At 59.3% G+C, this 23,046-nt stretch carries 18 protein-coding genes; 6 read left to right on the forward strand and 12 right to left on the reverse strand.

Annotation, left to right across the window (positions count from 1 at the left end):
• Positions 1-8: 8 nt before the first annotated feature.
• Both ACFW0H_RS27875 and ACFW0H_RS27880 read right to left on the reverse strand, forming a co-directional pair.
• The gene (locus tag ACFW0H_RS27875; RefSeq protein WP_422917090.1) at positions 9-1,718 is read right to left on the reverse strand and encodes a sulfate adenylyltransferase; all 1,710 of its coding nucleotides are present in this window, start codon (positions 1,716-1,718) and stop codon (positions 9-11) included.
• A gap of 633 nt (positions 1,719-2,351) precedes the next feature.
• Complete coding sequence (locus tag ACFW0H_RS27880) at positions 2,352-2,531, reverse strand: hypothetical protein (RefSeq protein ID WP_422917091.1); 180 nt, start codon at positions 2,529-2,531, stop codon at positions 2,352-2,354.
• Between the two features lie 373 nt (positions 2,532-2,904).
• On the opposite strand from ACFW0H_RS27880, the gene ACFW0H_RS27885 reads away from it, so the two are divergent.
• A complete protein-coding gene (locus tag ACFW0H_RS27885; RefSeq protein ID WP_422917092.1) occupies positions 2,905-3,309 on the forward strand; it encodes a hypothetical protein in 405 nt (134 codons plus the stop codon).
• Positions 3,310-3,420: 111 nt separating this feature from the next.
• On the opposite strand, the gene ACFW0H_RS27890 is transcribed toward ACFW0H_RS27885, so the two are convergent.
• The 9 genes from ACFW0H_RS27890 to ACFW0H_RS27930 all read right to left on the reverse strand — a co-directional run bounded on the left by ACFW0H_RS27890 (position 3,421) and on the right by ACFW0H_RS27930 (position 15,912).
• Positions 3,421-3,876: a BRO-N domain-containing protein gene (locus ACFW0H_RS27890; protein WP_422917093.1), complete on the reverse strand. Its 456-nt coding sequence runs from the start codon at positions 3,874-3,876 to the stop codon at positions 3,421-3,423.
• A gap of 412 nt (positions 3,877-4,288) precedes the next feature.
• Entirely contained in the window at positions 4,289-4,822 is a 534-nt protein-coding gene (locus ACFW0H_RS27895) for an REP-associated tyrosine transposase (protein ID WP_422917094.1), read from the reverse strand.
• A 124-nt stretch (positions 4,823-4,946) separates the two neighbouring features.
• A complete protein-coding gene (locus tag ACFW0H_RS27900) occupies positions 4,947-5,615 on the reverse strand; it encodes a hypothetical protein (RefSeq protein ID WP_422917095.1) in 669 nt (222 codons plus the stop codon).
• A 303-nt stretch (positions 5,616-5,918) separates the two neighbouring features.
• Positions 5,919-7,166, reverse strand: a complete 1,248-nt coding sequence (locus tag ACFW0H_RS27905; protein WP_422917096.1) for a ribonucleotide-diphosphate reductase subunit beta — start codon at positions 7,164-7,166, stop codon at positions 5,919-5,921.
• 465 nt (positions 7,167-7,631) lie between these two features.
• Positions 7,632-8,045, reverse strand: a complete 414-nt coding sequence (locus tag ACFW0H_RS27910) for a hypothetical protein (protein ID WP_422917097.1) — start codon at positions 8,043-8,045, stop codon at positions 7,632-7,634.
• Entirely contained in the window at positions 8,046-10,178 is a 2,133-nt protein-coding gene (locus ACFW0H_RS27915; RefSeq protein ID WP_422917098.1) for a hypothetical protein, read from the reverse strand.
• A complete protein-coding gene (locus tag ACFW0H_RS27920; protein WP_422917099.1) occupies positions 10,179-11,633 on the reverse strand; it encodes a tyrosine-type recombinase/integrase in 1,455 nt (484 codons plus the stop codon).
• Entirely contained in the window at positions 11,630-12,823 is a 1,194-nt protein-coding gene (locus ACFW0H_RS27925; protein ID WP_422917100.1) for a tyrosine-type recombinase/integrase, read from the reverse strand. Before ACFW0H_RS27925 ends, ACFW0H_RS27920 begins: the two co-directional genes overlap by 4 nt.
• Positions 12,824-13,014: 191 nt before the next feature.
• On the reverse strand, positions 13,015-15,912 hold the full coding sequence (locus ACFW0H_RS27930) for a ribonucleoside-diphosphate reductase subunit alpha (protein ID WP_422917101.1): 2,898 nt from the start codon (positions 15,910-15,912) through the stop codon (positions 13,015-13,017).
• Between the two features lie 708 nt (positions 15,913-16,620).
• Here ACFW0H_RS27930 and ACFW0H_RS27935 point away from each other — a divergent pair.
• Both ACFW0H_RS27935 and ACFW0H_RS27940 read left to right on the forward strand, forming a co-directional pair.
• Positions 16,621-17,343, forward strand: coding sequence for a response regulator (locus tag ACFW0H_RS27935; RefSeq protein WP_422917102.1), 723 nt, complete (start codon positions 16,621-16,623; stop codon positions 17,341-17,343).
• Between the two features lie 29 nt (positions 17,344-17,372).
• Positions 17,373-18,989 carry an ATP-binding protein gene (locus ACFW0H_RS27940; protein ID WP_422917103.1) on the forward strand — a complete coding sequence of 539 codons (1,617 nt, stop codon included), beginning with the start codon at positions 17,373-17,375 and terminating at the stop codon, positions 18,987-18,989.
• A gap of 147 nt (positions 18,990-19,136) precedes the next feature.
• Here ACFW0H_RS27940 and ACFW0H_RS27945 read toward each other — a convergent pair whose 3' ends face one another.
• On the reverse strand, positions 19,137-19,853 hold the full coding sequence (locus ACFW0H_RS27945; RefSeq protein ID WP_422917104.1) for a 4'-phosphopantetheinyl transferase family protein: 717 nt from the start codon (positions 19,851-19,853) through the stop codon (positions 19,137-19,139).
• Positions 19,854-20,211: 358 nt separating this feature from the next.
• On the opposite strand from ACFW0H_RS27945, the gene ACFW0H_RS27950 reads away from it, so the two are divergent.
• The 3 genes from ACFW0H_RS27950 (at position 20,212) to ACFW0H_RS27960 (ending at position 22,935) form a co-directional block, all read left to right on the forward strand.
• A complete protein-coding gene (locus ACFW0H_RS27950; RefSeq protein WP_422917105.1) occupies positions 20,212-20,820 on the forward strand; it encodes a hypothetical protein in 609 nt (202 codons plus the stop codon).
• 61 nt (positions 20,821-20,881) lie between these two features.
• Positions 20,882-21,559, forward strand: a complete 678-nt coding sequence (locus tag ACFW0H_RS27955; protein ID WP_422917106.1) for a response regulator — start codon at positions 20,882-20,884, stop codon at positions 21,557-21,559.
• Positions 21,556-22,935 (forward strand): ATP-binding protein, encoded by a 1,380-nt coding sequence (locus ACFW0H_RS27960; RefSeq protein ID WP_422917107.1) that lies wholly within the window; start codon positions 21,556-21,558, stop codon positions 22,933-22,935. Before ACFW0H_RS27955 ends, ACFW0H_RS27960 begins: the two co-directional genes overlap by 4 nt.
• Positions 22,936-23,046: the final 111 nt, after the last annotated feature.

Genomic DNA, 23,046 nt, shown 5'->3' on the forward strand with positions numbered 1-23,046 from the left:
GGAATCACTCAGTCCTCGTCGGCGCCGCGATAACGCTTGTAGGGCAGTACGTTCCAGGTCCGTGTCTGGAGCCTTTGCTCATCGATGGTGCTGGGGATGTCATTCAGCAGGTTGCGGGCCGATGCCAGTTCCTGTTCCACCTCGGTTTTGTCCTGGTACATGAATTCGTCCGAAGCCTGATTGGGAGCCTGCCGGAGCTTTTCTTCCAGGTCGCTGATAAGGCGTTCCTGCTGCAAGCGCAGGGCGGCGCGAGCTTCTGTTCCCCAGGATGGCTGCAGGTTGCGGTTGTGGTCGACGACGGCGCTGTACTCCGCATAAACCTCGGCGTAGATGTCGCCGGCATGGGTACGGGCGTCATGGCAGGCAAGCTCCAGGTCACGGACGGTCAATGAATCCGCCGGCAGGGGAAGTTTGCGTGGCGCACCGCCCAGGCGGGTGTAGTGGGTATAGAAGGGGAACATGCTCTGGATGACCTTGGCCACCGGCAGGGTGCCTTCTCCGTCCTCACCCAGCCCCTTGGGCTGGACACCCTGCATGCCAGCCAGGGCCGATTCGGGGCGTACCACTTCCTTTGGCGGCACGATGCCGTGGCGCAACATTTCCCGGATGCCGGTGCCGGAAATATTCAGACGATAGCGTTCGTCGTGCGGACAGGTTTCCGTGGTGGCGTGACTGGAGCAGCGGGTGCAGTAGAACACCTCATGGAATAGCCGGATCTCGATGCCCAGTTCCCCGGGACTGAACTGGTCGAAGATATTGTGGCTGGCGTACTTGTCGTAGTAGCTGCCGATACCGGCGTGGTCACGGCCAATCAGCGCGTGGGTGCATCCGTAGTTCTTCATGATCAGCGCGTGCAGCACCGTTTCCCGCGGACCGGCGAAGATATAGGTCACCCGCAGCGGCGACAGGATGGCCCGGTCCTTCGGGTAATAGGTGTCCAGCACGTTGCGGTAGGCCTGCATGCGATATTCGTGACGCACGTACTCCCGCTTGGCCATCTCCACCAGGGGTTGCAGGAGCAGGCCATCGATGCCTTCCAGTGCGTTGCGGTGGATGTATTCATGCCCACGGTGCAGCGGGTTGGCACCGGTGATGAATCCGGCCACCGATTTGAATTTCCTCTCCTCGTAAAACAGACGCCAGGTGTCCTTGGGTTCGCGACGCAGTTTCTCGAAGGGGCCCCAGTCCACGCGCTGCAGCAGGTGCAACGTGCCACCCAGGGAGGTATCGCCCATGCGGCGAAAGATGGCGTCCACGCCGGGGTGGTTTCGATCCGTTGTGCCGAACAGCTGGCGTGCGCGCTCTTTCTTGTCGTAATCGAAGATGTCCTCGACGCTGAGAATCGCCACCGGCTCGTTGTGGCTGTCAGTCAGCGCCACGTCACTGCCCACGGAGAGCGAGCGGATGACTTCCCTGTTGCGCTCGCCCACGGGGGCAAAGCTCAGCGGAACCGGCCAGATCAGGCCATTGCTCAGACGGCCAGTGGCAAGTACGGACTCATAGTCGGCCCGGTTCATGAAGCCCTTGTTGGGTGAAAGCACACCCGTCGTGATCATTTCGATGGTGATTACGGCTTCCAGGTCGACCCGAATGGAAGGCAGCGTGCGGGCTCGTTCGATTCCAGCCTGCAGTTTCTCCGCCGGGACCACCTGATTGATCAGGGTGCCCCCGTGAGGTTGCTGGGGATGCTTATCGAAGTTGAGGGCGGCGTGTCCCATGTTTCCTCCTGGTTGGCATCGAATGCCGGCAAAGCAATGCGTCCGCTTTTTATTTGAAGTGCTGCGAACAGCGGTGCGGATGCCATCTTGCTATGGGGTGAAGGTGTTGCTGCGTAAGAGAGATTTGTAATTGTCGGATTAGTATTAAGTTGGTTTTTATAAGTTGTATGAGCTTCAATGATTGGTGCTGAAGGAAAGCTATCGGCAGTATTGAAATATGGCAAGGCTGTTGATGTGTGAGGAAATTCTGGTAATGAATGAAGAGTTTTCTTCTAAGTCTGGAGTAACTTAAATCAGAGCGTCTAATTGGGTTGTATCTGGAATGGCTTTTTATGCTGGATTAAATTTGGGAAGCGTTGTTCAAGCGGCGGAAAATAAAGAGGCCGTTCGGAACTTTTTAATGTTGGGAAATAAATCGGGCTGCTTCTACTCGTAGGATGGGTTGAGCTTGCGAAACCCATCAGCTCAGCGGCACTGGCGACCGTTTCCATTACCAAGCGCGGACCTGACGGACTCGGAAAAAGGGACAGATATATTGTTCTACTCTCGGCTTCGGCTTGTACGCATGGAGGTACGTGGCCTTCGAGGCTTAATTAGAACACCAAAAATAAACCTGTCCCGTTTTGTGGTCGGTCACTGTGGGTTCCGTTCCTCGCGGAGCGCCGCCCGATTCGTCCCACTGACCCGCCGATCACCACCGCCACGCGTTTCGATCTGGAACCTCGCCTTGCCCAGGTCGGAAGGCGTTGGTTCTGAAGGGTCGATGGGTTTCAGGCTGAGCTTGTCGAGGTTCGGCTTGTCGTTCGTGTTCATCGCTTCACTCCGGTGGTGCGCCAACAACCAGAGGCTAGATCGGCGATCGCTCCCGCACTTGAGGGATGGCATGAGCGGGCGAAAGGGCCTGCCGATGGGCATAGGCGTGTACCTGCGGTACGCCGCAACCGCGACTGCGGCTCGGGCGTAGCCACATCCGTGAGCCGGTCGTTCAGGCGTTCGATTGCCGCCCGCGAATTGCACTTGTGTAGTAATCCTTGTTGCGTCCATTGCGTTCTTTGGTAGCGGTTTTACTTCGTGCTCTTGACGCGTGTGACCCGTCATTACAATTCTTGTCGCCGGAAATCCATCGGAAATAACAATAACTATTCAGCAGTGCCCATCCTGTGGCCGCGGAACAAGGAGTTCGGTGATGCTCGGTTACTACGCGCAATACAGCAAGGAATACATCGCCACCCTGATGGTCGTGACCACACTGTTTTTTGCCCTGCCCATATTAATTTCCCCGCTAGCCTGGGCCAGAGCCATGCGCTGGACAATTCCGGAACATCAGCACCTGGCTATTTACTTCGGTCGATGCCTCGGCGCTTTTATCCTCATCGTTGAAATAACCATGCTGCGCTCTGTCACGACTGGTACCAGTTACAGCTATTCCTTCGATATTCTTTTTCTGGTGTTCACCCTGATGTTTGTCGTGCACGTATACGGTGCAATCAGACGCATTCAGCCGATTACCGAAACATTAGAGATCGGATTCTGGGTGATTCTCTTCGTTCTTAATGTTTTGTTCTATCCGGCTGCCACCATCACACTTTGATCCCTGTGGCCTGCAAGTTGCTCTACAGATTCGTAGGATGGGTAGAGCGGAGCGAAACCCATCAATCTTGTCGCGGTGGGCATCGCTCCGCTTGCTGAGCACCGCTTCAGATCAGCCGATCACAAGCGGCGTGCGCTGGAGCAGGTCCGGGCAATCGCCCAGATACAACCACGCCTTGCCCTGCCAATGCAGCACCTCTATATCCCGTGCCTGCCACTGGATTACCTCGCGGTAGGGGCCTCTGCCGTCGAAGCGTTCCTTTTCCCGTAGGCGAGGAATCACCTTGCGGGTCAGCCATTGGCGGATGCAGCGGTTTTCGGGGTGGTAGTAGAGGATCAGCACGGCGTAGACGCCGGACTCGCTGATCAGCAATTCCTGCTCGAAGTCGCCGTGGCTGTTGCGCATCCAGACTCGTTGCAACTGGTCTTCATCCAGGTTGCGAGGCACCCGTTCGGGCAGTGGTGCGTGGTTGATCAGCCGGGCAAGGTCGCTGGCAGAAAACCAGGGCTCTTCATCCAGCAGCACCGCACGCAACTGGCGCTTGTGGCGGATGAAGGTGGCGGGCATCAGGACTTCGGCGTGCGGGGGAGGGGCGGGGTGAAACTGGGGGAATTCAGGCATATCCATTACCTCTGCGTGTAGTCGACAGCTTTCTTAGGGCTGTTGGCGTCGGGAGTTAAGAAACCCACACAGAGGCCGGGCGTATTCCCCTTTCGGGTTTTGTATTAGCCCACTCCCGACAGAGCAGAGGTTTTGTGCGGGTGCGAGTATGCCGCGAGCACAAAAAAGCCGCTGAGCTTTCGGGAGCGGTTGGTCCGCTGTGTGAGTAAGCGTTTCTTAGGCGCCGGGGACAGAGGCTATGGGCAGAGCGGGAGAGCGGCAATGCAGTTGCAGCGTGGGATTTGGCTGATTGGGAGGCGTGAAGCCGTGTAGGGTGGATGACGCTCTTTTCATCCACCAAGCTGAGCCGATCCCCCGCTCATTCACCCCAATTACCCGCATCGTTCTCCGAAGCATTCCCCGCCCAATCCACCGGATAAATCCCATCCCGCACCGCTCGGTGAAAACTCGAATACGGCCAATCTCGCACGCATTGCACATGACCATGCTTCACCGGATTGAAGTGGATGTAATCGAAATGTCGCTGGTAATCGAGGTCATCGCGGATCAGGTGTTCCCAATAGCGACGCTGCCAGATTCCCCGTTCCCCACGCTTTTGGTGGATATCGGTGCGTTGTTCCGCGTTCGCCAACCGTTTGGAAAAGGCAAACTTGATTGCCTTCCAACGATCCGCATAGGCCCTGTCGCCGGGAGGTAGGGTCCAGAGACAGTGCATATGCTCGGGCAGCACCACCCAGGCATCGATATGGAAGGGGTGACGTTGCTTTGCCGTGCGGACCACGGTGCGCAGCAGGTCGATTTCGCGCACCAGCAGATTGTCGCGGCGGTCGCGCAGGTTGACGGTGAAGAAGTACGTGCCGCCCGGCATCCGTGCACGGCGGTAGTTGGACATGAGTCTTCCTTGAGTCTTTGGGGGGGCCTTGTAAAGCGGTGGATGAAAAGAGCGTCATCCACCCTACGGTAAGGTTTGCGTTCGTGTCGAACTGCGGACTTCCAGGCTACCTCGCTGGTCGGCGTCAGGCTGTGAGGTACTCGTACGCCTGTGCGTATCTATCCAGTGCTGGCATGAGTTGGGCCACGTATGGCTTCATGCTCTCGTCATTGAGCAAATCCCTACTCAAGAAGACTGAACTGATCAGTGAGACCTCATGCTCTATAACCTTGACCTCTGATTTACGAATACCAGTGCATATGTTGATGCCGCCGCCCGTAAGCTTAAATCGACCGTGCTCAAAAAGCTCAGCAAGCCCTAGTTCTGCGCTGGTCATCGGTATTTTTGTGGTGATGTGGAAATGGCCATCCGGCATTGTTTGGAAAGCACTGGTTGCAGCTTGACGAATTTTTTCCATCGACTTCGCAGTGAAATTGATTCGGGCGACAGCTTCGTCGATATCGAACGTCCACTTAGTCTTAACCTTCCTGAGTGTTACCGGTTTTAGGGTTTTCTGAGGTTTTCCAGATTGATTGTGTGTGACGTTCCAAAGAGGGTTTTCAGCGATGATTGCACTCCGCTCAGCTTTCTCTGCTTCTGCGCGTGATGGGAAGTATTCGATTGTCATACTGCGAATTTCATCGGACCACTTAGAACCGTACTTGTGCTGCATGTACCGGTCGAAAGCGGACTTGGAGATGCCGACGTAAAGGAGCTCTCCGTGAGCGTTGAAATGACGATAGAGTTGAATCATACAGAGTCCACGGGTTTGATTATCAAACTACCGAGATAGAGCTGATCAAGGTCACATTGAATTGCGCCCTTTAGTCAGGTGAGTAGTGAATCGCCCCTAGCTTGGTAGCCAGCATTCCAGATCGGATCGGAAGCAGAATTGGCTATCTTCAAACGACCTCTACTGGTCGTTTCCTGCCGAACACATCCATTCAGTTGTTAAAGCAAAAAGCCCCGCACTAGGCGGGGCTTCGTCTTTCTATCGCCACCCCGAACTTCCATTTCAGGTAAAGCGTTTATTTTTTCCTAATGGTTTGACCCGGAATCAATCCCAGCTCAGCGCGCCACCAGTTTGGTATTCAATGACGCGCGTCTCGAAGAAGTTCTTTTCCTTCTTCAGGTCCATGATTTCGGACATCCACGGGAACGGGTTGGTGGCGCCCGGGTATTCCTCTTTCAGGCCGATCTGGGTCAGGCGGCGGTTGGCGATGAACTTGAGGTAGTCCTCCATCATCGCGGCGTTCATGCCCAGTACGCCGCGCGGCATGGTGTCGCGAGCGTATTCGATCTCGAGCTGGGTGCCCTGCAGGATCATCTGGGTGGCTTCGTCCTTCATCTGGGCATCCCACAGGTGCGGGTTTTCGATCTTGATCTGGTTGATCACGTCGATGCCGAAGTTCAGGTGCATGGACTCGTCACGCAGGATGTACTGGAACTGCTCGGCGGTGCCGGTCATCTTGTTGCGGCGGCCCATGGAGAGGATCTGGGTGAAGCCGCAGTAGAAGAAGATGCCTTCCAGTACGCAGTAGTAGGCGATCAGGTTGCGCAGGAACTGGCGGTCGGTTTCCGGGGTGCCGGTCTTGAATTCCGGATCGGAGATCGAGCGGGTGTACTTCAGGCCCCAGGAGGCCTTTTTCGCGACGCTCGGGATCTCGTGGTACATGTTGAAGATCTCGCCTTCATCCATGCCCAGCGACTCGATGCAGTACTGGTAGGCGTGGGTGTGGATCGCCTCTTCGAAGGCCTGGCGCAGGATGTACTGGCGGCATTCGGGGTTGGTGATCAGGCGGTACACGGCCAGCACCAGGTTGTTGGCAACCAGGGAGTCGGCGGTGGAGAAGAAGCCGAGGTTGCGCATCACGATGCGGCGCTCGTCTTCGCTGAGGCCGTCCTTGCTCTTCCACAGGGCAATGTCGGCGTTCATGTTCACTTCCTGGGGCATCCAGTGGTTGGCGCAGCCATCCAGGTACTTCTGCCAGGCCCAGTCGTACTTGAAGGGTACGAGCTGGTTGAGGTCGGCGCGGGCGTTGATCATCTGCTTGTCGCCAACCTGCACGCGCGCGGCGGAGCCTTCGAGGTCGTCCAGGCCTTCCTGGATGTCGAGGGCGTCCAGGGCCTTCTTGGCGCGGGCGACGGCGTCGGAGTCGTCGGCCGATACGGCGCGGGCGTCTTCAACGGAGCCGGCGGCTTCGTCGTCGAGCTTGTCGATGGCTTTGGCGGCGGCTTGAGCAATAGCGGGGGCTGCCTTGGCTTCGGTGGGGTCTTCTTTGTCGAATTCGTCCCAGCTGAGCATTGTTCCTCTCCTGGTGTCTGGATGCGTGAATGGTGGCGCACGCTAAAGCGGTGGTTCATGGCCGGGCGGTGGATTGCCCTGGCCTGTGCACACCCGGTTTGTGGGTGTGGCTGTTTGGATTTCGGTGCTGCGGTTCTTGCCCTCTCCCCGGCCCCTCTCCCTCTGGGAGAGGGGGGAGAAGCGCCCCTCTCCCAGAGGGAGAGGGGAGGGGGCGGCCTGTTATTGGCAAAAGCGTTATAGATAAGATCGTATACTTCTCTATGCAGCCCTACTTACGCGGCTTTCGCTCGGTCTCACGAAAATCTACTTCTGAAAAGCGTATACATCAGCGGGTTTTACCCCGCTTTTTCGTGCCGGAAGTATACGCGAATCAGACGAAATTTCGACCCTAAAAATTTGTTGGTTCTAGGTCAATTTTCCGCTGAATGGCCACATTGCATGGCCGTCCGTCAGGCGCAATCTGACTTAGCGGATTTCCTTTGGCTTGGCGTATGGCAGGGGAAGATCAAGGTCTTCCAGAGTGAGGCCTTTCCGCGCGGCGTTGTGGCTCCACCGAACGAACTGCTCCAGGAGCGCGTTGTTTTCGCGGGTCAGGCGATCCACTCGTGCCTCTAGCAGCCGAACGCGTTCCAAGGCCTTCTCCGTCTCGATGGCGCTGCGAGGGATGCTGATCCCTTCACCATCCTTTACCAGCTCTTTCGCGTGATCCCAGGCGGCTTTGATCCGGGGATGTCTGAGCATGGCGGCCTTGGTGTACTTGTGGCCTATCTCGACTTCCAGCATCGCTAGATAGCGATCCCAGGTCAGCTTGCCGGCCCATCCATCCAATAGGCGGACGGCCTTCTCGATGCCAGCATCAGTGAGTTTTGGTGCGCCCATTTAGAAGAACCCCATTTCCAGCAACAACTCTTCATCCTTATCTGCGGCGGCATCAGCATCTTGGATCTCAATTGCCTTGCCGTCAGCGTTGACGATCCTCACAGCCTCCGCCAAGCCAGCTTTCGACTGCGCGTTGTCAGGCGGCGGCAGGGTGAGCAGCGTGCCGTCAGGTATCGCAGGGTCGTTCATCATGTCGAGCACGAGACGCCACCGTTCGAGTTTGGGCTGATGGAGCTTCAACCAACGGGACGCTCCTGGCTCGCCCCGCTCAACGGCCTTCTCGGCGTCGGCAACCGCTTTCTCGTGCAGCTTGAACTGGAACACGGCTTCTTCATGGTGGCGTTTGTCGCCCTTCACAAACGTGTGCTCGGTACAGGTCACGCAATCCTTGTCCTTGGGACAGGGCGTGAGCGCATGCTCATGACGACAGATACCGTAGCGAGTGCGGTGCGTGGCACCCAGCTCAAGACGTAGGGCCTCTTCGCGGGTAAGCCCGTGACCAATGGAGATCGAGGTCACCTTTGCTTCCAGGTGCCCGTGGACGTTCACCGGCTGTGCCTGGTCTCCGAGCTTCAGGTAGGCCTCAATGAAGGCTTCCTGAGGCAGGTGGTCGTACCATTCGTTCTGCCCGACGTTTTTGCGCCCCGACCAAAATGCGATCAGCGACTCGCTCAGGTGCTTGCTCTGTGCAAGCGTGTTCAGTAGGTGCCGGAAGTCATGCGTAGTGATAGCGATTGGGCTGCCATCGGGGTTCACCTTGCCGTTCCGACTGAAGACCGTGATTCCTCCGGGATTGGCGCCCAGCTGATTGTTGATCTGGTTCGTCGACAGAGGCGAGGGAACGTAGAGCAAAGGTTCTGCATACGGCATCAGGATGTGCTCAGGGAACATGAATAAAGCTTCATGCCATTTGATTCTGGTATGCCCGTCGAGAATCGGAAAAATGCTCGGCAACTTTGCCAGTACGAATTCTTCCAGGGAGTCGAATTCGTACAATGCAACCCAACGAGCCTTTTGCGCATTAGGCCCCATTCGGGATTTGTCAGTGGTATGGTCATTACTTCTTATCAGACCGTATTGAGATACACTGCTGCTTTCGATGGTGGTCTTTTTTCCAAGTATGGTGGTCACTTCATACAGCGTTACAGGTCGCCCACGTAGATGCTCTGTTCCTGGTGGAAGGAATATTTTGTCAGGATTCTTTGCATACCAGGCCGCAGCAATGCGAGCTGGAGCACCAAGATCAACAAGGTATTTGACGGTATCTTCTACTACGGCCTCAAACTCAGCAGAGGCAGAAAACTTGGTGAGTGGTGGGGCACCTTTTGCCGGAGCCCAAGCAATGCCCAGTATGGGGCCATCATTGGTGTCTGCCGGACGAATGCAGTCCACTGGAAGACTCAAAATCTCCGCTGAGCGACTGGGGGCGTACATGGCTAAGGTTACGAAGCATGTTGTAATTCTATCCGGAACATGTTCGCTCTTATGGTGGATTTCAGCGAGTGCCAATATCGACTCAAGCGACGGAAGCCGTTGAACAGCCTTCTCAGATTGTTTGGGGGCAACCTTGTCGTTTCTGGTTGGTGGCTGGTACTTGATAGGGCTTCGCCATTCTACGAGCAGAGGAGTTAGTCGCGCTGGATTGATAATCTCGGTGACAAGTCTTTCAAGAATTCGTGCTGTGCTCCAAGGATCGCTGAAACGGACTTTCAGCAGTTCCGCTGCGGCGTCTAAAACGGCGGGGGTTACTTGGGTGATGCATGGCTTCAATTTGGCATCAATTAACGCCTGCTCAACCGATTGGAGTGCATACAGATGGCGTCTAAATTCCTTAAGGCGAAGGCGGCGCATTACCTCACTGAACGCAGCTTTGGCGAAGTTCAGGAAGTTATTGTCGAAAGGAATTTGAACCGTGGATTTGTTGCCCGACTCATCGCGTAAAGACTTAAAGTGCGCAATATTTTTGATCTTCCCCTGGGCTCTTCCAATAATGAAGGTGGTGATGTTCCAGCTATTGCTCGTCCAGTCCACATCAGTGAAGGGAAAGTTTTTCTTGGCATGCGCTATGTATGCCTCAAGATTCTCCTTGGCGCTAAGCTCATCTCTACCAACAAAGTGTACGATTTCGCCCATTTAAACTACTTCTTCGGATTCAGTGCGGAGCGAGATGATTTGCTGGATAGCAGACATTGCGCTGTGATTGATCTGGCGGATTCTGGGCTCTGTCTCAAGTTCTTGGTCGGCAACAAGGGAGGCCATCAAAGTTTCCCAGGGAGCGCTCAGCAAGGGCTCAAAATGGGCACATCCCGCGAGGCATGCGACAGGGGCGTTCTGGTGGCATTCCGCACGGGTTCCGCAGGCGCCTACGGGCTGACCCATCAGCCTCAGGAAATCACTGATGACTGCATCAGATTCGCCGGCCCTGGTGGCCTCATGCAGTCCCGAGATGACCTTGCCCTGGAATGCATTGGCGAAATAGGTCATTTCCTTCCCTAGAGCTTCACGGATGGGTTTCTGAAGCTCAGGCATGGATGCTCGGTAGAACTGAATGCATGAGGTGCTACGGTGCGTCAGGAGGCGAGCGACTTCGTAGTCGGATGCTCCCTGTGCCAAGGCTCTCGTGGCCAAGGTGTATCGGAAGCGATATGGCGTGATTGGGATCTTTGCCCCGAGCCGTTCTGAGTAAGTATCTAGCCTACGGATTACATAGCTCATGCGAGAGCCCAGGGCTTTTGAGGATGCCGTATCAAAGAGCGGGTCTTCATTGCTCTTTGCCTTCATCGCGGGACTTTCCAGATAGCTAATTAGGCACTCTGCAAGCACTGTTGGGGCGCGTCGCGACCAGTACTCCATAGCTACAGTCATCTCGCCTTTGGCGAGAGGAACTTTAAGCGTTACTTCCATGCCCTCTGTGCTATGTATTATGACGTCTTTCTTTTTCATTCTTCTGGCTTGGGATGGTCTAACCCCGGTGCCAATAAAGAACCAACACAGCGTGTAATCAACTAGCGAAATTGTTCCGCCAGAGTATGCGCGATGTAGCTGATTGTGGATATTATGAGTTTCCTGCTCCGTAAGTGCGCCTCTTTCTGGGTCGTTGGTGATGAGACCGTAGTACGCGCCGTTGCTCTTCTCCTCCCATCTATGGGAATGCTTCAAGAAGTCAATGGCGCTTTCTGAAAGTCCAGAGAGTTGGAGGGCGGAAATCCGGCGAAGCAAAGGGATGACAAAGGCCCGGTAATCCATCGGGATATTGTTGAGTAAGTTTATTTCGGCGATATCGATATGCGAGGTAAACTGCATTTCAGGCAGTTCGAGCCAATGCATAACGGCGTAGAGAATGGTTCTGTTATAAGAAATGCTATGGGTTGCGAGTGTCGTTTTAATGCAGGTGTAAATGCTTTCATGAAAAGCATTTTCAGTCTTAAGGGTGTCCAGTCGCAATTGCGTAGAGTTTCCATCTCGGTCAGTAAGCGAATGCAATTGACCGATGCTTATTTCGATTATGCGTCCGTCAAGCAAAACAACTTTATCTGCTTGGCTTAGATTGTTCTCTAGGCCCTTGTTAGTGGTTTTGCTTGAAATCATTCCGGTTTTTCTTCTTTGTTTCTCAGGTCGTTTGCCAACTCTTCAGCGATTTTGTCAGCCTTCTCGCGAATATGGCGTCTAGCGTAACGCTCAGTCATGTTTGATTTCTTAGACCAGCCGTTCAGCCGGTTTCTGACTTGCTTTTCTGCTTCCGGCTTCATTCGCTGCTCTGGAGGAAGGGCATCGATCTTTCGGCTCAATCGATCATTCCAGGTTCTGCGCAGTGCGTGCGGGGCAACACTATCCGGCAAACCACTCTTGCGACGGACTTCCCGGAATACCAAGTTGATCGCCTCCTTCGAGAGGTGATCGCCATTGGCGGTTGTAAAGAGGTAGCCATGTTTTCTGGCATGAACGGGAATCTTGGCCCAATGCTTCATGACGAACCCATGGAACTCAAGTGCGGTTTCTTCCGAGATGGGTAGGCTTCGAGAGACTGTTTTGGAAACTCGAACCCTAACCCTGCGTGCGGCATGATCGATGTCTTCTACGCGGAGATATCGCAGTTCACTGCGTCTGATGGCGGTCTCTACGAAGAGCCAGTACATCAGGTGGTTCCGGTACTGGTTGAACTCGGACTGGAACGGGTTGCTTTCGGAGCCTGGCTCAAAGGCTGCGTCCAGCGCGCTCATCACGTCCTCCCCAAGGCCCTCCGGAGCGTCGCCTTCGTCGCCGGGCACTGCCCGAGGCTCTTGGGCGCGGAGGTACGCAATGGCCATTTCCCGAGCCTTGATTAGCTCCTTGCGGGGCTTGTCAGAGGCTTTCGGCTTGATCCGCTCATGGTTGAACTGCAAGAAGTTCGCCACCGTGCGAATACGGTAACCCCCCTCCACAGCGGAGATCATTGTCCTTGGGGGGTTGGGGCTTGCTCCACGCCGCACCTGCTCCAGGCGTGTGATCCGGCGCACAGGGGGGGTGAGAGACTCCCGTACGATCTGGTCTTGAGCGCCCCGGTCAAGCCGAAGAAAGAAGGCCAGGTCTTCGCATTGCTCAATCGAGAGGAACTCTTCGGAGTAGAGAGCTTTGTCCAGATCGATCTTCCGACCGACCGCCCAGAGATAGGCCATCCCTATCGAGCGGAGCACCTTTTCGGTGGTGGTGGCTGCGAAACCTACGTCTCGGTATCGGAGGGTTGCGTAGACATTGGGGAGGAATAGCGGACGTCCTTCCTCATCGACCAGCACCACCATGGGAAGGTCATCTGTCGCCGTGAAGGATCGAATGGAAAAACTAGCCAATGTATACGTTTCCGACCTATGAACTGTATAGGGCGGGAAGTATAGGAGTGGGTATACAGCAAGTAAACCCTCCAAGCCCCTATGGTGTAAGGGCTTGGAGGGTCTTGTTATTCACAAAGTATACGTTTAATACCTTATGAATCCTATTGGCAGGCTTCGCAGTCCGGGTTGTCGATGGAGCACGCTTTCGGAACGGGAGCCGGCTGCGGCTGGGCCTGCGGAGCCGGAGCGGCTTGCAGTGTTTCGCTGCCACCCGCGGAAACCGCGTTCAGCTTGCCGGTGTTGATGGTCGACTTCTCGGTGCTGGTGGCGGCCAGGGCACGGAGGTAGTAGGTGGTCTTCAGGCCACGGTACCAGGCCATGCGGTAGGTCACGTCCAGCTTCTTGCCCGAGGCGCCGGCGATGTAGAGGTTCAGGGACTGGGCCTGATCGATCCACTTCTGGCGGCGGCTGGCGGCGTCGACGATCCACTTGGTCTCGACTTCGAAGGCGGTGGCGTACAGGTCCTTCAGGTCTTGCGGGATGCGCTCGATCTGCTGCACGGAGCCGTCGTAGTACTTCAGGTCGTTGACCATGACCGGGTCCCACAGGCCACGGGCTTTCAGGTCGTGAACCAGGTAGGGGTTGATCACGGTGAACTCGCCGGAGAGGTTCGACTTCACGTAGAGGTTCTGGTAGGTCGGCTCGATGGACTGCGATACGCCGGTGATATTGGCGATGGTCGCGGTCGGCGCGATGGCCATGATGTTCGAGTTACGAATACCTTTCTTGACGCGCTCGCGCACCGGAGCCCAGTCCAGGGACTCGGTCAGGTCGACGTCGATGTACTTCTGGCCACGGGCTTCGATGAGGATCTGCTGGGAGTCCAGCGGCAGGATGCCCTTGGACCACAGGGAGCCGTCGAAGGTCTCGTAGGCGCCGCGCTCGTCGGCCAGGTCGCAGGAAGCCTGGATGGCGTAGTAGCTCACCGCTTCCATGGACTTGTCGGCGAACTCGATGGCTGCGTCGGAGCCGTAGGCGATGTGCTGCAGGTACAGGGCGTCCTGGAAGCCCATGATGCCGAGGCCGACCGGACGGTGCTTGAGGTTCGAGTTGCGCGCCTGCGGGACCGAGTAGTAGTTGATGTCGATAACGTTATCGAGCATGCGTACGGCGGTCTTGACGGTCTTCTCGAGCTTGGCGGTGTCCAGCTTGCCATTGACGATGTGGTTGACCAGGTTGATCGAGCCCAGGTTGCAGACCGCGATCTCGTCCTTGTTGGTGTTCAGGGTGATCTCGGTGCACAGGTTCGAGCTGTGGACCACGCCCACGTGCTGCTGCGGGCTGCGCAGGTTGCACGGGTCCTTGAAGGTCAGCCACGGGTGGCCGGTCTCGAACAGCATCGAGAGCATCTTGCGCCAGAGGTCTTTGGCCTGGATGGTCTTGAACAGCTTGATCTTGCCGTACTGGGTCAGGGCTTCGTAGTACTCGTAGCGCTCTTCGAAGGCCTTGCCGGTCAGGTCGTGCAGGTCAGGTACTTCGGACGGCGAGAACAGGGTCCACTGGCCATCGTCGAACACGCGCTTCATGAACAGGTCGGGAATCCAGTTCGCGGTGTTCATGTCGTGGGTACGGCGGCGGTCGTCACCGGTGTTCTTGCGCAGCTCGATGAACTCTTCGATGTCCATGTGCCAGGTTTCGAGGTACGCGCAGACGGCGCCCTTGCGCTTGCCACCCTGGTTCACGGCGACGGCGGTGTCGTTCACCACTTTCAGGAACGGGACCACGCCCTGGGATTTGCCGTTGGTGCCCTTGATGTAGGAGCCCAGCGCGCGCACCGGGGTCCAGTCGTTGCCCAGGCCGCCGGCGAATTTGGACAGCATGGCGTTGTCGTGGATGGCGCTGTAGATGCCCGACAGGTCGTCCGGAACGGTGGTCAGGTAGCAGCTGGAGAGCTGCGGACGCAGGGTGCCGGCGTTGAACAGGGTCGGGGTCGAGCTCATGTAGTCGAAGGACGACAGCAGGTTGTAGAACTCGATGGCGCGCTCTTCTTTTTGCTTCTCTTCGATGGCCAGGCCCATGGCCACGCGCATGAAGAAGACCTGCGGCAGTTCGAAACGGATGCCGTCCTTGTGGATGAAGTAGCGGTCGTACAGGGTCTGCAGGCCGAGATAGGTGAACTGCTGGTCACGCTCGTGGTTGATGGCCTTGCCCAGTTTTTCCAGGTCGAAGGTCTTCAGCTGCGGGTCGAGCAGTTCGAACTCGACGCCTTTCTCGACGTAGGCCGGCAGGGCCTTGGCGTAGAGGTCGGCCATTTCGTGATGGGTGGCGCTTTCGGCGACGCCGAGGAAGCCCAGGGCTTCGGCGCGCAGGGTGTCCATCAGCAGGCGGGCGGTGACGTAGGAGTAGTTCGGCTCGCGCTCGACCAGGGTACGGGCAGTCATCACCAGGGCGGTGTTGACGTCCTTCTCGGCAACGCCGTCGTACAGGTTCTTCAGGGTTTCACGCTCGATCAGCGCGCCGTCGACTTCGGCCAGGGCTTCGCAGGCTTCGCTGATGATGGTGGTCAGGCGACCCATGTCCAGCGGAACCACGTTGCCGTCGGCACGGGTGATGCGGATGCTCGGGTGCGGCTGGGCGACTTCGGCGCCGGCGCTGCGCTTGGAGCGCTCCTGGGCGCGGGATTCGCGGTAGATCACGTAGTCGCGGGCGACTTTCTGCTCGCCGGCGCGCATCAGGGCCAGTTCGACCTGGTCCTGGATCTCTTCGATGTGGATGGTGCCGCCGGAGGGCATGCGGCGCTTGAAGGTGGCGGTGACCTGCTCGGTCAGGCGCGCGACGGTTTCATGGATACGCGAAGAAGCTGCGGCAGTACCGCCTTCCACGGCGAGGAACGCCTTGGTGATGGCAACGGTGATCTTGTCGTCGGTGTAGGCGACGACGGTGCCGTTGCGTTTGATCACGCGCAGCTGGCCGGGCGCAGTTGCTGCCAGATCCTGGTTGGAATCGGCGGCCTGCGGCGCTGCGGCCTGCGGGTTCTCGCGAGTGGTGTCGGTCTGCATGGGGTTCTCCATGTTCTGATTTATCTAAGGGCGCCCGAGTCGCCTTCGTTCCCTTTTCACAACGCCGTATGCACGGCGGGGGGCCGGGCGCGAAGGAGTGCGATGGGGCTGAAGGACAGGACTCAAGTGCCTTCCTGGCCCTACAAGTCAATTCCACGGTGATAAACCGCCGTGGCAACACAATACCTAGTGGTGGACGCTGTTCACGCCGCACCCGCATCCGGCCCCCAGTCATGGTCTTTGTGTCCTGGGCCGGCACCACTCGCTTTGGGCGGGTGGTGGGTGAAATACCGCTTGTGACGCACCGGTGGTCGGGCTCGGAAAAAGCCTCTAGCGCTTGATTCTAATTGTGTCCGGTGGTACGCCCTCACCCCAATATGTAGGGGCTGGGCTCGATGGGGGTACAAGATAATGCGCTATCGGGGGCATTGCAAGGCGACCCACAACATCTAGCCTGTGGATAAGTTGTGGGTGATTTGTGGGTGACTGCGGGGTAACGATGGCGAAGGCCCGGTGGCTCTAGGCTCTGCCGTTCGTCGCCGCCGAAATGCATGTTTTTCGGCCTTGGCGGAGCTGTCGATGGCGTCGCAAGCTAACACAATATCTTGTGTTTTGGAGTTTGCTTGGCATGCGCTGTGCTATCGGTCCGTCGTTGCTACAATGCGGGCCCTTTTTCCGATGGTCCTGATGCGTCTGCGGGAGTGCGTGGTGGAGCAAGAAGCCTGGCGAATCCTCATTGTCGAAGATGATCAGCGGCTGGCCGATCTGACTCGTGAATACTTGGAAGGCAACGGCCTGCAGGTGGCCATCGAGTCCGATGGCGGCCAGGCGGTGGCGCGCATCCTCAGGGAGCGGCCGGACCTGGTGGTGCTGGACCTGATGCTGCCGGGTGAGGACGGCCTGTCCATCTGCCGCAAGCTGCGTGGCCAGTACGAGGGGCCGATCCTGATGCTCACCGCGCGCACCGATGACATGGACCAGGTGCTGGGGCTGGAGCTGGGCGCCGACGACTATGTGTGCAAGCCGGTGCGCCCGCGGGTGTTGCTGGCGCGCATCCGCGCCCTGTTGCGGCGCAGCGAGACGGTGGCCGAGCCGCCGGTGGCGGAGAACCAGCGGCGCCTGGAGTTCGGTCCGCTGGTGATCGACAACGCCATGCGCGAGGCGTGGCTGAACGCACGCAGCATCGAGCTGACCAGCGCCGAATTCGACCTGTTGTGGCTGCTGGCGGTGAATGCCGGACGCATCCTGTCCCGCGAGGAGATCTTCAACTCCCTGCGCGGCATCGAGTACGACGGCCAGGACCGCTCCATCGACGTGCGCATCTCGCGTATCCGCCCGAAGATCGGTGACGACCCCATGCATCCGCGTCTGATCAAGACGGTGCGCAGCAAGGGCTATCTTTTTGTAAGAGAGGCCGCCGAAGGTCTCTGACAAGGCCGCCGGCGAGCGGGCGACAGTCCATGAATTCGATTTTCCTGCGCATATACGGCGGCATGCTGGTGTCCCTGGTGCTGGTGGCGCTGTTGGGCGTCTTCACCATCCACCAGGTCAACCAGGTGCGCGCCGAGCAGTACCGCGAGAGCCTGGCGCGCGGCACGTTCCGCCTGATGGCGGACAACCTCCAGCCCATGAATGAAGTGGAGCGCCGCCGCGCGGTGGTGCTCTGGGGGCGCCTGCTGGGCATTCCCCTGGAGCTGCAGCCCATGGAGGGTGCGAACCTGGACAACCGGGCACGCAGCCGCCTGGTGCGCGGCCAGGTGCTGGTGGAGCAGACCGGGCCCCACGCGGCGCAGGTGATCAGCCTGATCAGCGTAGGCGAGCGGCTGATGCTTACCGGCGAGGTGGAGCAGATCAGCGAACAGCTGGCACGGGCCACCGTCTACCTGCTGATGGATGAGCTGGTGCGCTTCCCGGTGAACGAGCAGCCCCAGCGCCTGGCCTCGATCAAGGACAACAAGCAGTTCGGCTTCGACCTGCGGCTGATTCCGTTGAAGGACGCCGACCTCGACGCTGACCAGCGCCGCCGGGTGGATGAGGGGGACACCGTGATGGCCCTCGGCAAGGACGGCGACTCTATCCGCGTGTTCGCCGGCATGGTGGACACGCCCTGGGTGCTCGAGATGGGGCCGCTGTACCAGATGAACCCTTATCCGCCGCAGATGCTGGTGCTGATCGGTTTCCTCGGCCTGACCCTGATCGGCCTTACCGTGTACTTCCTGGTGCGCCAGCTGGAGCACCGTCTGATGGGCCTGGAGAGCGCCGCCAGCGCCATCGCCCAGGGCAATCTGGATGTGCGGGTGCCGGCGCGGGGAGGCGACTCGGTGGGCCGCCTGGCCGCGGCCTTCAACGGCATGGCGGTGCAGCTGCAGCGCCTGCTGACGATGCAGCGCGAGCTGGTGCGCGCGGTGTCCCACGAGCTGCGCACGCCGGTGGCGCGGTTGCGCTTCGGCCTGGAGATGATCGCCGATGCCGAGACCGAAGAGGCCCGGCGCAAATACATGGACGGCATGGATGGCGACATTCAGGAGCTGGACAAGCTGGTGGACGAGATGCTGACCTACGCGCGCCTGGAACAGGGTTCGCCGGCCCTGCATTTCCAGCGCGTGGACCTGGATGCGCTGTTCGACCAGGTGATCGCCGAGCTTTCCCCGCTGCGCGCCTCGGTGCGCATCGAGCGCGGCCTGTGCCTGAATGTCGGCAGCGACGGCGCCTGGGTGGAGGCCGAGCCGCGTTACCTGCACCGCGCCCTGCAGAACCTGGTGAGCAACGCCATACGCCATGCCGAGTCGCGGGTGCAGCTTAACTACCAGATCGGCCACAAGCGCTGCCGCATCGACGTCGAGGATGACGGCCCCGGTGTGCCGGAAAGCCAGTGGGAGAAGATCTTCAAGCCCTTCATGCGCCTGGACGACAGCCGCACCCGTGCCTCCGGCGGCCATGGCCTGGGGCTGTCCATCGTGCGGCGGATCATTTACTGGCACGCCGGCCGCGCCCAGATCGGCCGCAGCGAGGCCCTGGGCGGCGCGCGTTTCAGCCTGGTCTGGCCGCGCCGGCGGAGCGAGGCGGAGTCGCTGTAGGTCCTGGCCGCTGGGGCAATCCCTGGGGTGGGATTGACTTGTGGGGGCGAATTCATTCGCCAAGGGCGGCGCAGCTGCCCCATCAAAACCCGCAGGGCAGGCCTTCGGCCTGCTTGGCGAATGAATTCGCCCCTACAAGTGCCAGCCTCAGATCGGTACTGCCACCAGGCTGAGCAGCCGTCCCTGGAAATGGCAGTACCAGCCATCCAGGACACTACCCGCTTTCCATTCTTCCGACAGATCGATCAGCAGCCGTAGCCTGGCGCGGGTTCCATCGCAGTCCAGCAGCTGCGCGTCGTGGAAATAGAAGCGCTTGCCCACCAGGGGATAGAGCGCTTTGAACAGGCTCTCCTTGAGGGAGAAGGTCAGGGAGATGCGCTCGGCCTGCTGTTCAGGTGTGAGGCCGTCGAGGCGTTGCAGTTCGGTTTTGGTGAGGATTTCCCCGGCCAGGCGCAGCGCGCGTTTGGCCGCCAGCGGTTCTTCCAGGTCCAGGCCAAGGCCGCGCCATTGCTCGCTGCGGGCCACCAGGGCGGATGCCAGCCCGTGGCTGTGGCTGATGCTGCCGGTGATGCCGGCCGGCCAGACCGGCGCACGATCTTCCCCCAGCGCGGGCACTTCGGGGCTGCCGGTCAGGGCGAGGAGGGCGGCGCGGGCGCAGAGGCGGCCGGCGAGGAATTCCGCCTGCCGTTTGGCCACCGAGCGCTGGATATTGGCCGGCGCGGGAATGGCGCAGCGGGAAAAGTCGTCAGCGGCCAGTTGGCCCGGATCGAAGCAGCAGGAGCGCATGACCACACCGGGCAGGACTTCAGCGAAGGGCCAGGTGGGTTCGATTGGGCTGCAGCAGGCGGGGTGGTTCGAAGTCATGGCGGCATTCTGCCCGGCGTTGGCGGAATCGGCCAGCAGCGGCGCCGTTTACATATGTTTGCAAATGGCAAACAAAGCGAAACGGAACCCTGGCCATGCTTTTTGCCAGACTAGCCCTGCGTTTCTTCTGGAACGCAGGTGAGGTTGTAGTCTGGAACCCCGGCGATGCCGGTTCCGGACATTTTCTCTGAATTGAGTGCGGGAGCCCGTTTGGGCTCCCGTTTTTTTTGCGTCAGATGCGACTGGGTGAACGACCTGGGGTGTGTTCAGGATTGGTACAGGAGGTGTTCAGGCGGGGTTCAGGGGCAGGCGGGCAACCTGCATTCCGTGTTCAGCCATACCCCAAGAGGTACACCTGATGAAACTCGCACTGAATCGTATAGCCCTCGCTACCACCCTGGCCCTGGCCGCCGCAGGCGCCCAGGCCACGGATACCTTCGTCGGCCTGACCTGGGGCCAGACCAACAACAACATCCAGAAATCCGATTCGCTCAATGCGAACCTGGTTCCCAGTCCCGCGCTGGACAAGGTGATTCACAAGACCGGGACCTGGGGCCTGCGTGTCGGACAACAGGACGATGTCGGCCGCTACTACCTGACCTACGAGAACATTTCCGACAGCGACAGCGGCAACAAGCTGCGCCAGCAGAACCTGCTTGGCAGCTACGATCTGTTCCTGCCGCTCGGTGACAACAACACCAAGCTGTTCGGCGGCTCCACCCTCGGCCTGGTGAAGCTGGAGCAGGACAGCCGCGGGTTCAGCCGCGACAGCAACATCAACTATGCAGCCGGCCTGCAGGCGGGGCTCCTGCAGGAGCTGAACAAGAATGCGTCCATCGAGGTCGGTTACCGCTACTTGCGCACCAACGCCAGCGTCGACCTGGCCGAGCAGGGTGGCCCCAAGCTGGGGTCCGTGGATCTGCGCAGCAGCGGTCAAGCCTACCTGGGCGCCAACTACAGCTTCTGAGTCGTTCCGAGCAAGCGGCCGGGCATCTGCCCGGCCGCCTCATTTACAGGAGGAACTGCTCATGAAACTGCTGGTCGTGGAAGACGAGGCGCTGCTGCGCCACCACCTCTATACCCGCCTGGGCGAGCAGGGGCATGTGGTGGACGCCGTGCCGAACGCCGAGGAAGCGCTCTACCGTGCCGCCGAATACAACCATGATCTGGCCGTGATCGACCTCGGCCTGCCCGGCATCAGCGGACTGGACCTGATCCGCCAGCTGCGCAGCCAGGGCAAGACCTTTCCCATCCTCGTCCTCACCGCCCGCGGAAATTGGCAGGACAAGGTCGAAGGCCTGGCCTCCGGCGCCGACGACTACGTGGTCAAACCCTTCCAGTTCGAAGAGCTGGAGGCGCGGCTCAATGCCTTGCTGCGCCGTTCCTCGGGCTTCGTCCAGTCGACCATCGAGGCGGGGCCGCTGCTGCTGGACCTCAATCGCAAGCAGGCGCAGCTGGTTGGCGAGACGCTGCCGCTCACCGCCTACGAATACCGCATCCTCGAATACCTCATGCGCCATCACCAGCAGGTAGTCGCCAAGGAGCGGCTGATGGAGCAGCTCTATCCCGACGACGAGGAGCGCGATCCCAACGTGATCGAGGTGCTGGTCGGGCGCCTGCGCCGCAAGCTGGAGGGCGGCAGCGGCTTCAAACCCATCGATACGGTGCGCGGCCAGGGTTACCTGTTTACCGAGCGCTGCCGATGACCCGTCGTTGGCGATACTTCTACCGGCGCCTGGGATCTTCCCTGCGTGTGCGGTTGATGCTGGGCGCAGCCGTGATGGCGGTGCTGTTCATGCTGGCGTTGCTGCCGGCGTTGCGCGGGGCTTTCGTCATCGCCCTGGAGCAGTCCATCCAGCAGCGCCTGGCGGCCGATGCCAGTGCGCTGATCGCCGCGGCGCGGGTGGAGAGCGGCGAACTGCGGATGCCTGAAAAGCTGCCCAACGAGGAGTTCGACAACCTCGACGCCCGCCAACTGGGCTACATCTATGACAGCCAGGGGCGGCTGGTCTGGCAGTCGCGTTCGTCGCAGGACGAGCGCATGGACTACCAGCCGCGCTACGACGGCCAGACCCATGAGTTCCTCCGGGTCGCCGACGGCGAGGGGCGCGAGTTCTTCGTCTACGACGTGGAGGTGGACCTGCTGCGGGGCCAGAAGGCCGCCTACAGCGTGGTCACCATGCAATCGTTCAACAACTACCAGGGCATGTATGACGGCTTCGTGCGGCAGCTGTACTTCTGGCTGGGTGCGGCGCTGCTGGTGCTGCTGGGGCTGCTCTGGTTCGGTCTCACCTGGGGCTTTCGCAGCCTGCGTGGGCTCAGTGCCGAGCTGGACGAGGTGGAGTCCGGTAGCCGCGACAGCCTGAGCGACGAGCACCCCCGCGAGCTGCTGCGCCTGACCAAGTCCCTCAACCGCCTGCTGGACAGTGAGCGCCTCCAGCGCGAGCGCTATCGCAACTCCCTGGACGACCTGGCCCACAGCCTGAAGACGCCGCTGTCGGTGCTGCAGGGGGTCAGCGAGACCATAGCCACCAGGCCCGCCGACCGTGAACAGGCGCGGGTGCTGCAGGGCCAGATCGAACGGATGAGCCAGCAGATCGGCTACCAGCTGCAGCGCGCCTCCCTGCGCAAGAGCGGCCTGGTGCGCCACCGCGTGCAATTGGCGCCTTTGCTGAATACCCTCTGCGAAGCCCTGGACAAGGTCTATCGCGACAAGCGCGTGCGGGTGCAGCGAGATTTCGACGAGGGCCTGATGATCCCGATGGAGCATGGGGCCTTGCTGGAGATGCTCGGCAACCTGCTGGAAAACGCCTTTCGCCTCTGTCTCGGGCAGATCCGTGTCAGCGCCCGGGTGCAGGACGGCCATTGCGAGCTGCGGGTGGAGGACGACGGCCCCGGCGTGCCGGTGGACCAGCGCGAACGCATCCTCAAGCGAGGCGAGCGCCTGGACTCCCAGCATCCGGGACAGGGTATCGGCACTGCGGTGATCAAGGACATCGTCGAGAGCTATGACGGCGAGTTGTTTCTCGAGGAGTCGGCGTTGGGCGGGGCGGAGTTCCGTATCCGGTTTCCGGTGCTCTGACCGAATCCGCTGCCCACTGGGAGACCGATCCCTGTAGGGGCGAATTCATTCGCCAAGCAGACCGCAGGTCTGCCCTGCAAGCCTGAAGGGGGCAGCTGCGCTGCCCTTGGC

It is taken from the genome of Metapseudomonas cellulosilytica (assembly GCF_049334135.1).
Classification (GTDB): domain Bacteria; phylum Pseudomonadota; class Gammaproteobacteria; order Pseudomonadales; family Pseudomonadaceae; genus Metapseudomonas.

Bases quoted from the DNA above. Each gene is read 5' to 3' on its own strand.
- ACFW0H_RS27875 (WP_422917090.1), bottom strand. From the start codon at position 1,718: ATGGGACACGCCGCCCTCAACTTCGATAAGCATCCCCAGCAACCTCAC.
- ACFW0H_RS27880 (WP_422917091.1), bottom strand. From the start codon at position 2,531: ATGAACACGAACGACAAGCCGAACCTCGACAAGCTCAGCCTGAAACCC.
- ACFW0H_RS27885 (WP_422917092.1), top strand. From the start codon at position 2,905: ATGCTCGGTTACTACGCGCAATACAGCAAGGAATACATCGCCACCCTG.
- ACFW0H_RS27890 (WP_422917093.1), bottom strand. From the start codon at position 3,876: ATGCCCGCCACCTTCATCCGCCACAAGCGCCAGTTGCGTGCGGTGCTG.
- ACFW0H_RS27895 (WP_422917094.1), bottom strand. From the start codon at position 4,822: ATGTCCAACTACCGCCGTGCACGGATGCCGGGCGGCACGTACTTCTTC.
- ACFW0H_RS27900 (WP_422917095.1), bottom strand. From the start codon at position 5,615: ATGATTCAACTCTATCGTCATTTCAACGCTCACGGAGAGCTCCTTTAC.
- ACFW0H_RS27905 (WP_422917096.1), bottom strand. From the start codon at position 7,166: ATGCTCAGCTGGGACGAATTCGACAAAGAAGACCCCACCGAAGCCAAG.
- ACFW0H_RS27910 (WP_422917097.1), bottom strand. From the start codon at position 8,045: ATGGGCGCACCAAAACTCACTGATGCTGGCATCGAGAAGGCCGTCCGC.
- ACFW0H_RS27915 (WP_422917098.1), bottom strand. From the start codon at position 10,178: ATGGGCGAAATCGTACACTTTGTTGGTAGAGATGAGCTTAGCGCCAAG.
- ACFW0H_RS27920 (WP_422917099.1), bottom strand. From the start codon at position 11,633: ATGATTTCAAGCAAAACCACTAACAAGGGCCTAGAGAACAATCTAAGC.
- ACFW0H_RS27925 (WP_422917100.1), bottom strand. From the start codon at position 12,823: ATGGTGGTGCTGGTCGATGAGGAAGGACGTCCGCTATTCCTCCCCAAT.
- ACFW0H_RS27930 (WP_422917101.1), bottom strand. From the start codon at position 15,912: ATGCAGACCGACACCACTCGCGAGAACCCGCAGGCCGCAGCGCCGCAG.
- ACFW0H_RS27940 (WP_422917103.1), top strand. From the start codon at position 17,373: ATGAATTCGATTTTCCTGCGCATATACGGCGGCATGCTGGTGTCCCTG.
- ACFW0H_RS27945 (WP_422917104.1), bottom strand. From the start codon at position 19,853: ATGACTTCGAACCACCCCGCCTGCTGCAGCCCAATCGAACCCACCTGG.
- ACFW0H_RS27950 (WP_422917105.1), top strand. From the start codon at position 20,212: ATGAAACTCGCACTGAATCGTATAGCCCTCGCTACCACCCTGGCCCTG.
- ACFW0H_RS27955 (WP_422917106.1), top strand. From the start codon at position 20,882: ATGAAACTGCTGGTCGTGGAAGACGAGGCGCTGCTGCGCCACCACCTC.
- ACFW0H_RS27960 (WP_422917107.1), top strand. From the start codon at position 21,556: ATGACCCGTCGTTGGCGATACTTCTACCGGCGCCTGGGATCTTCCCTG.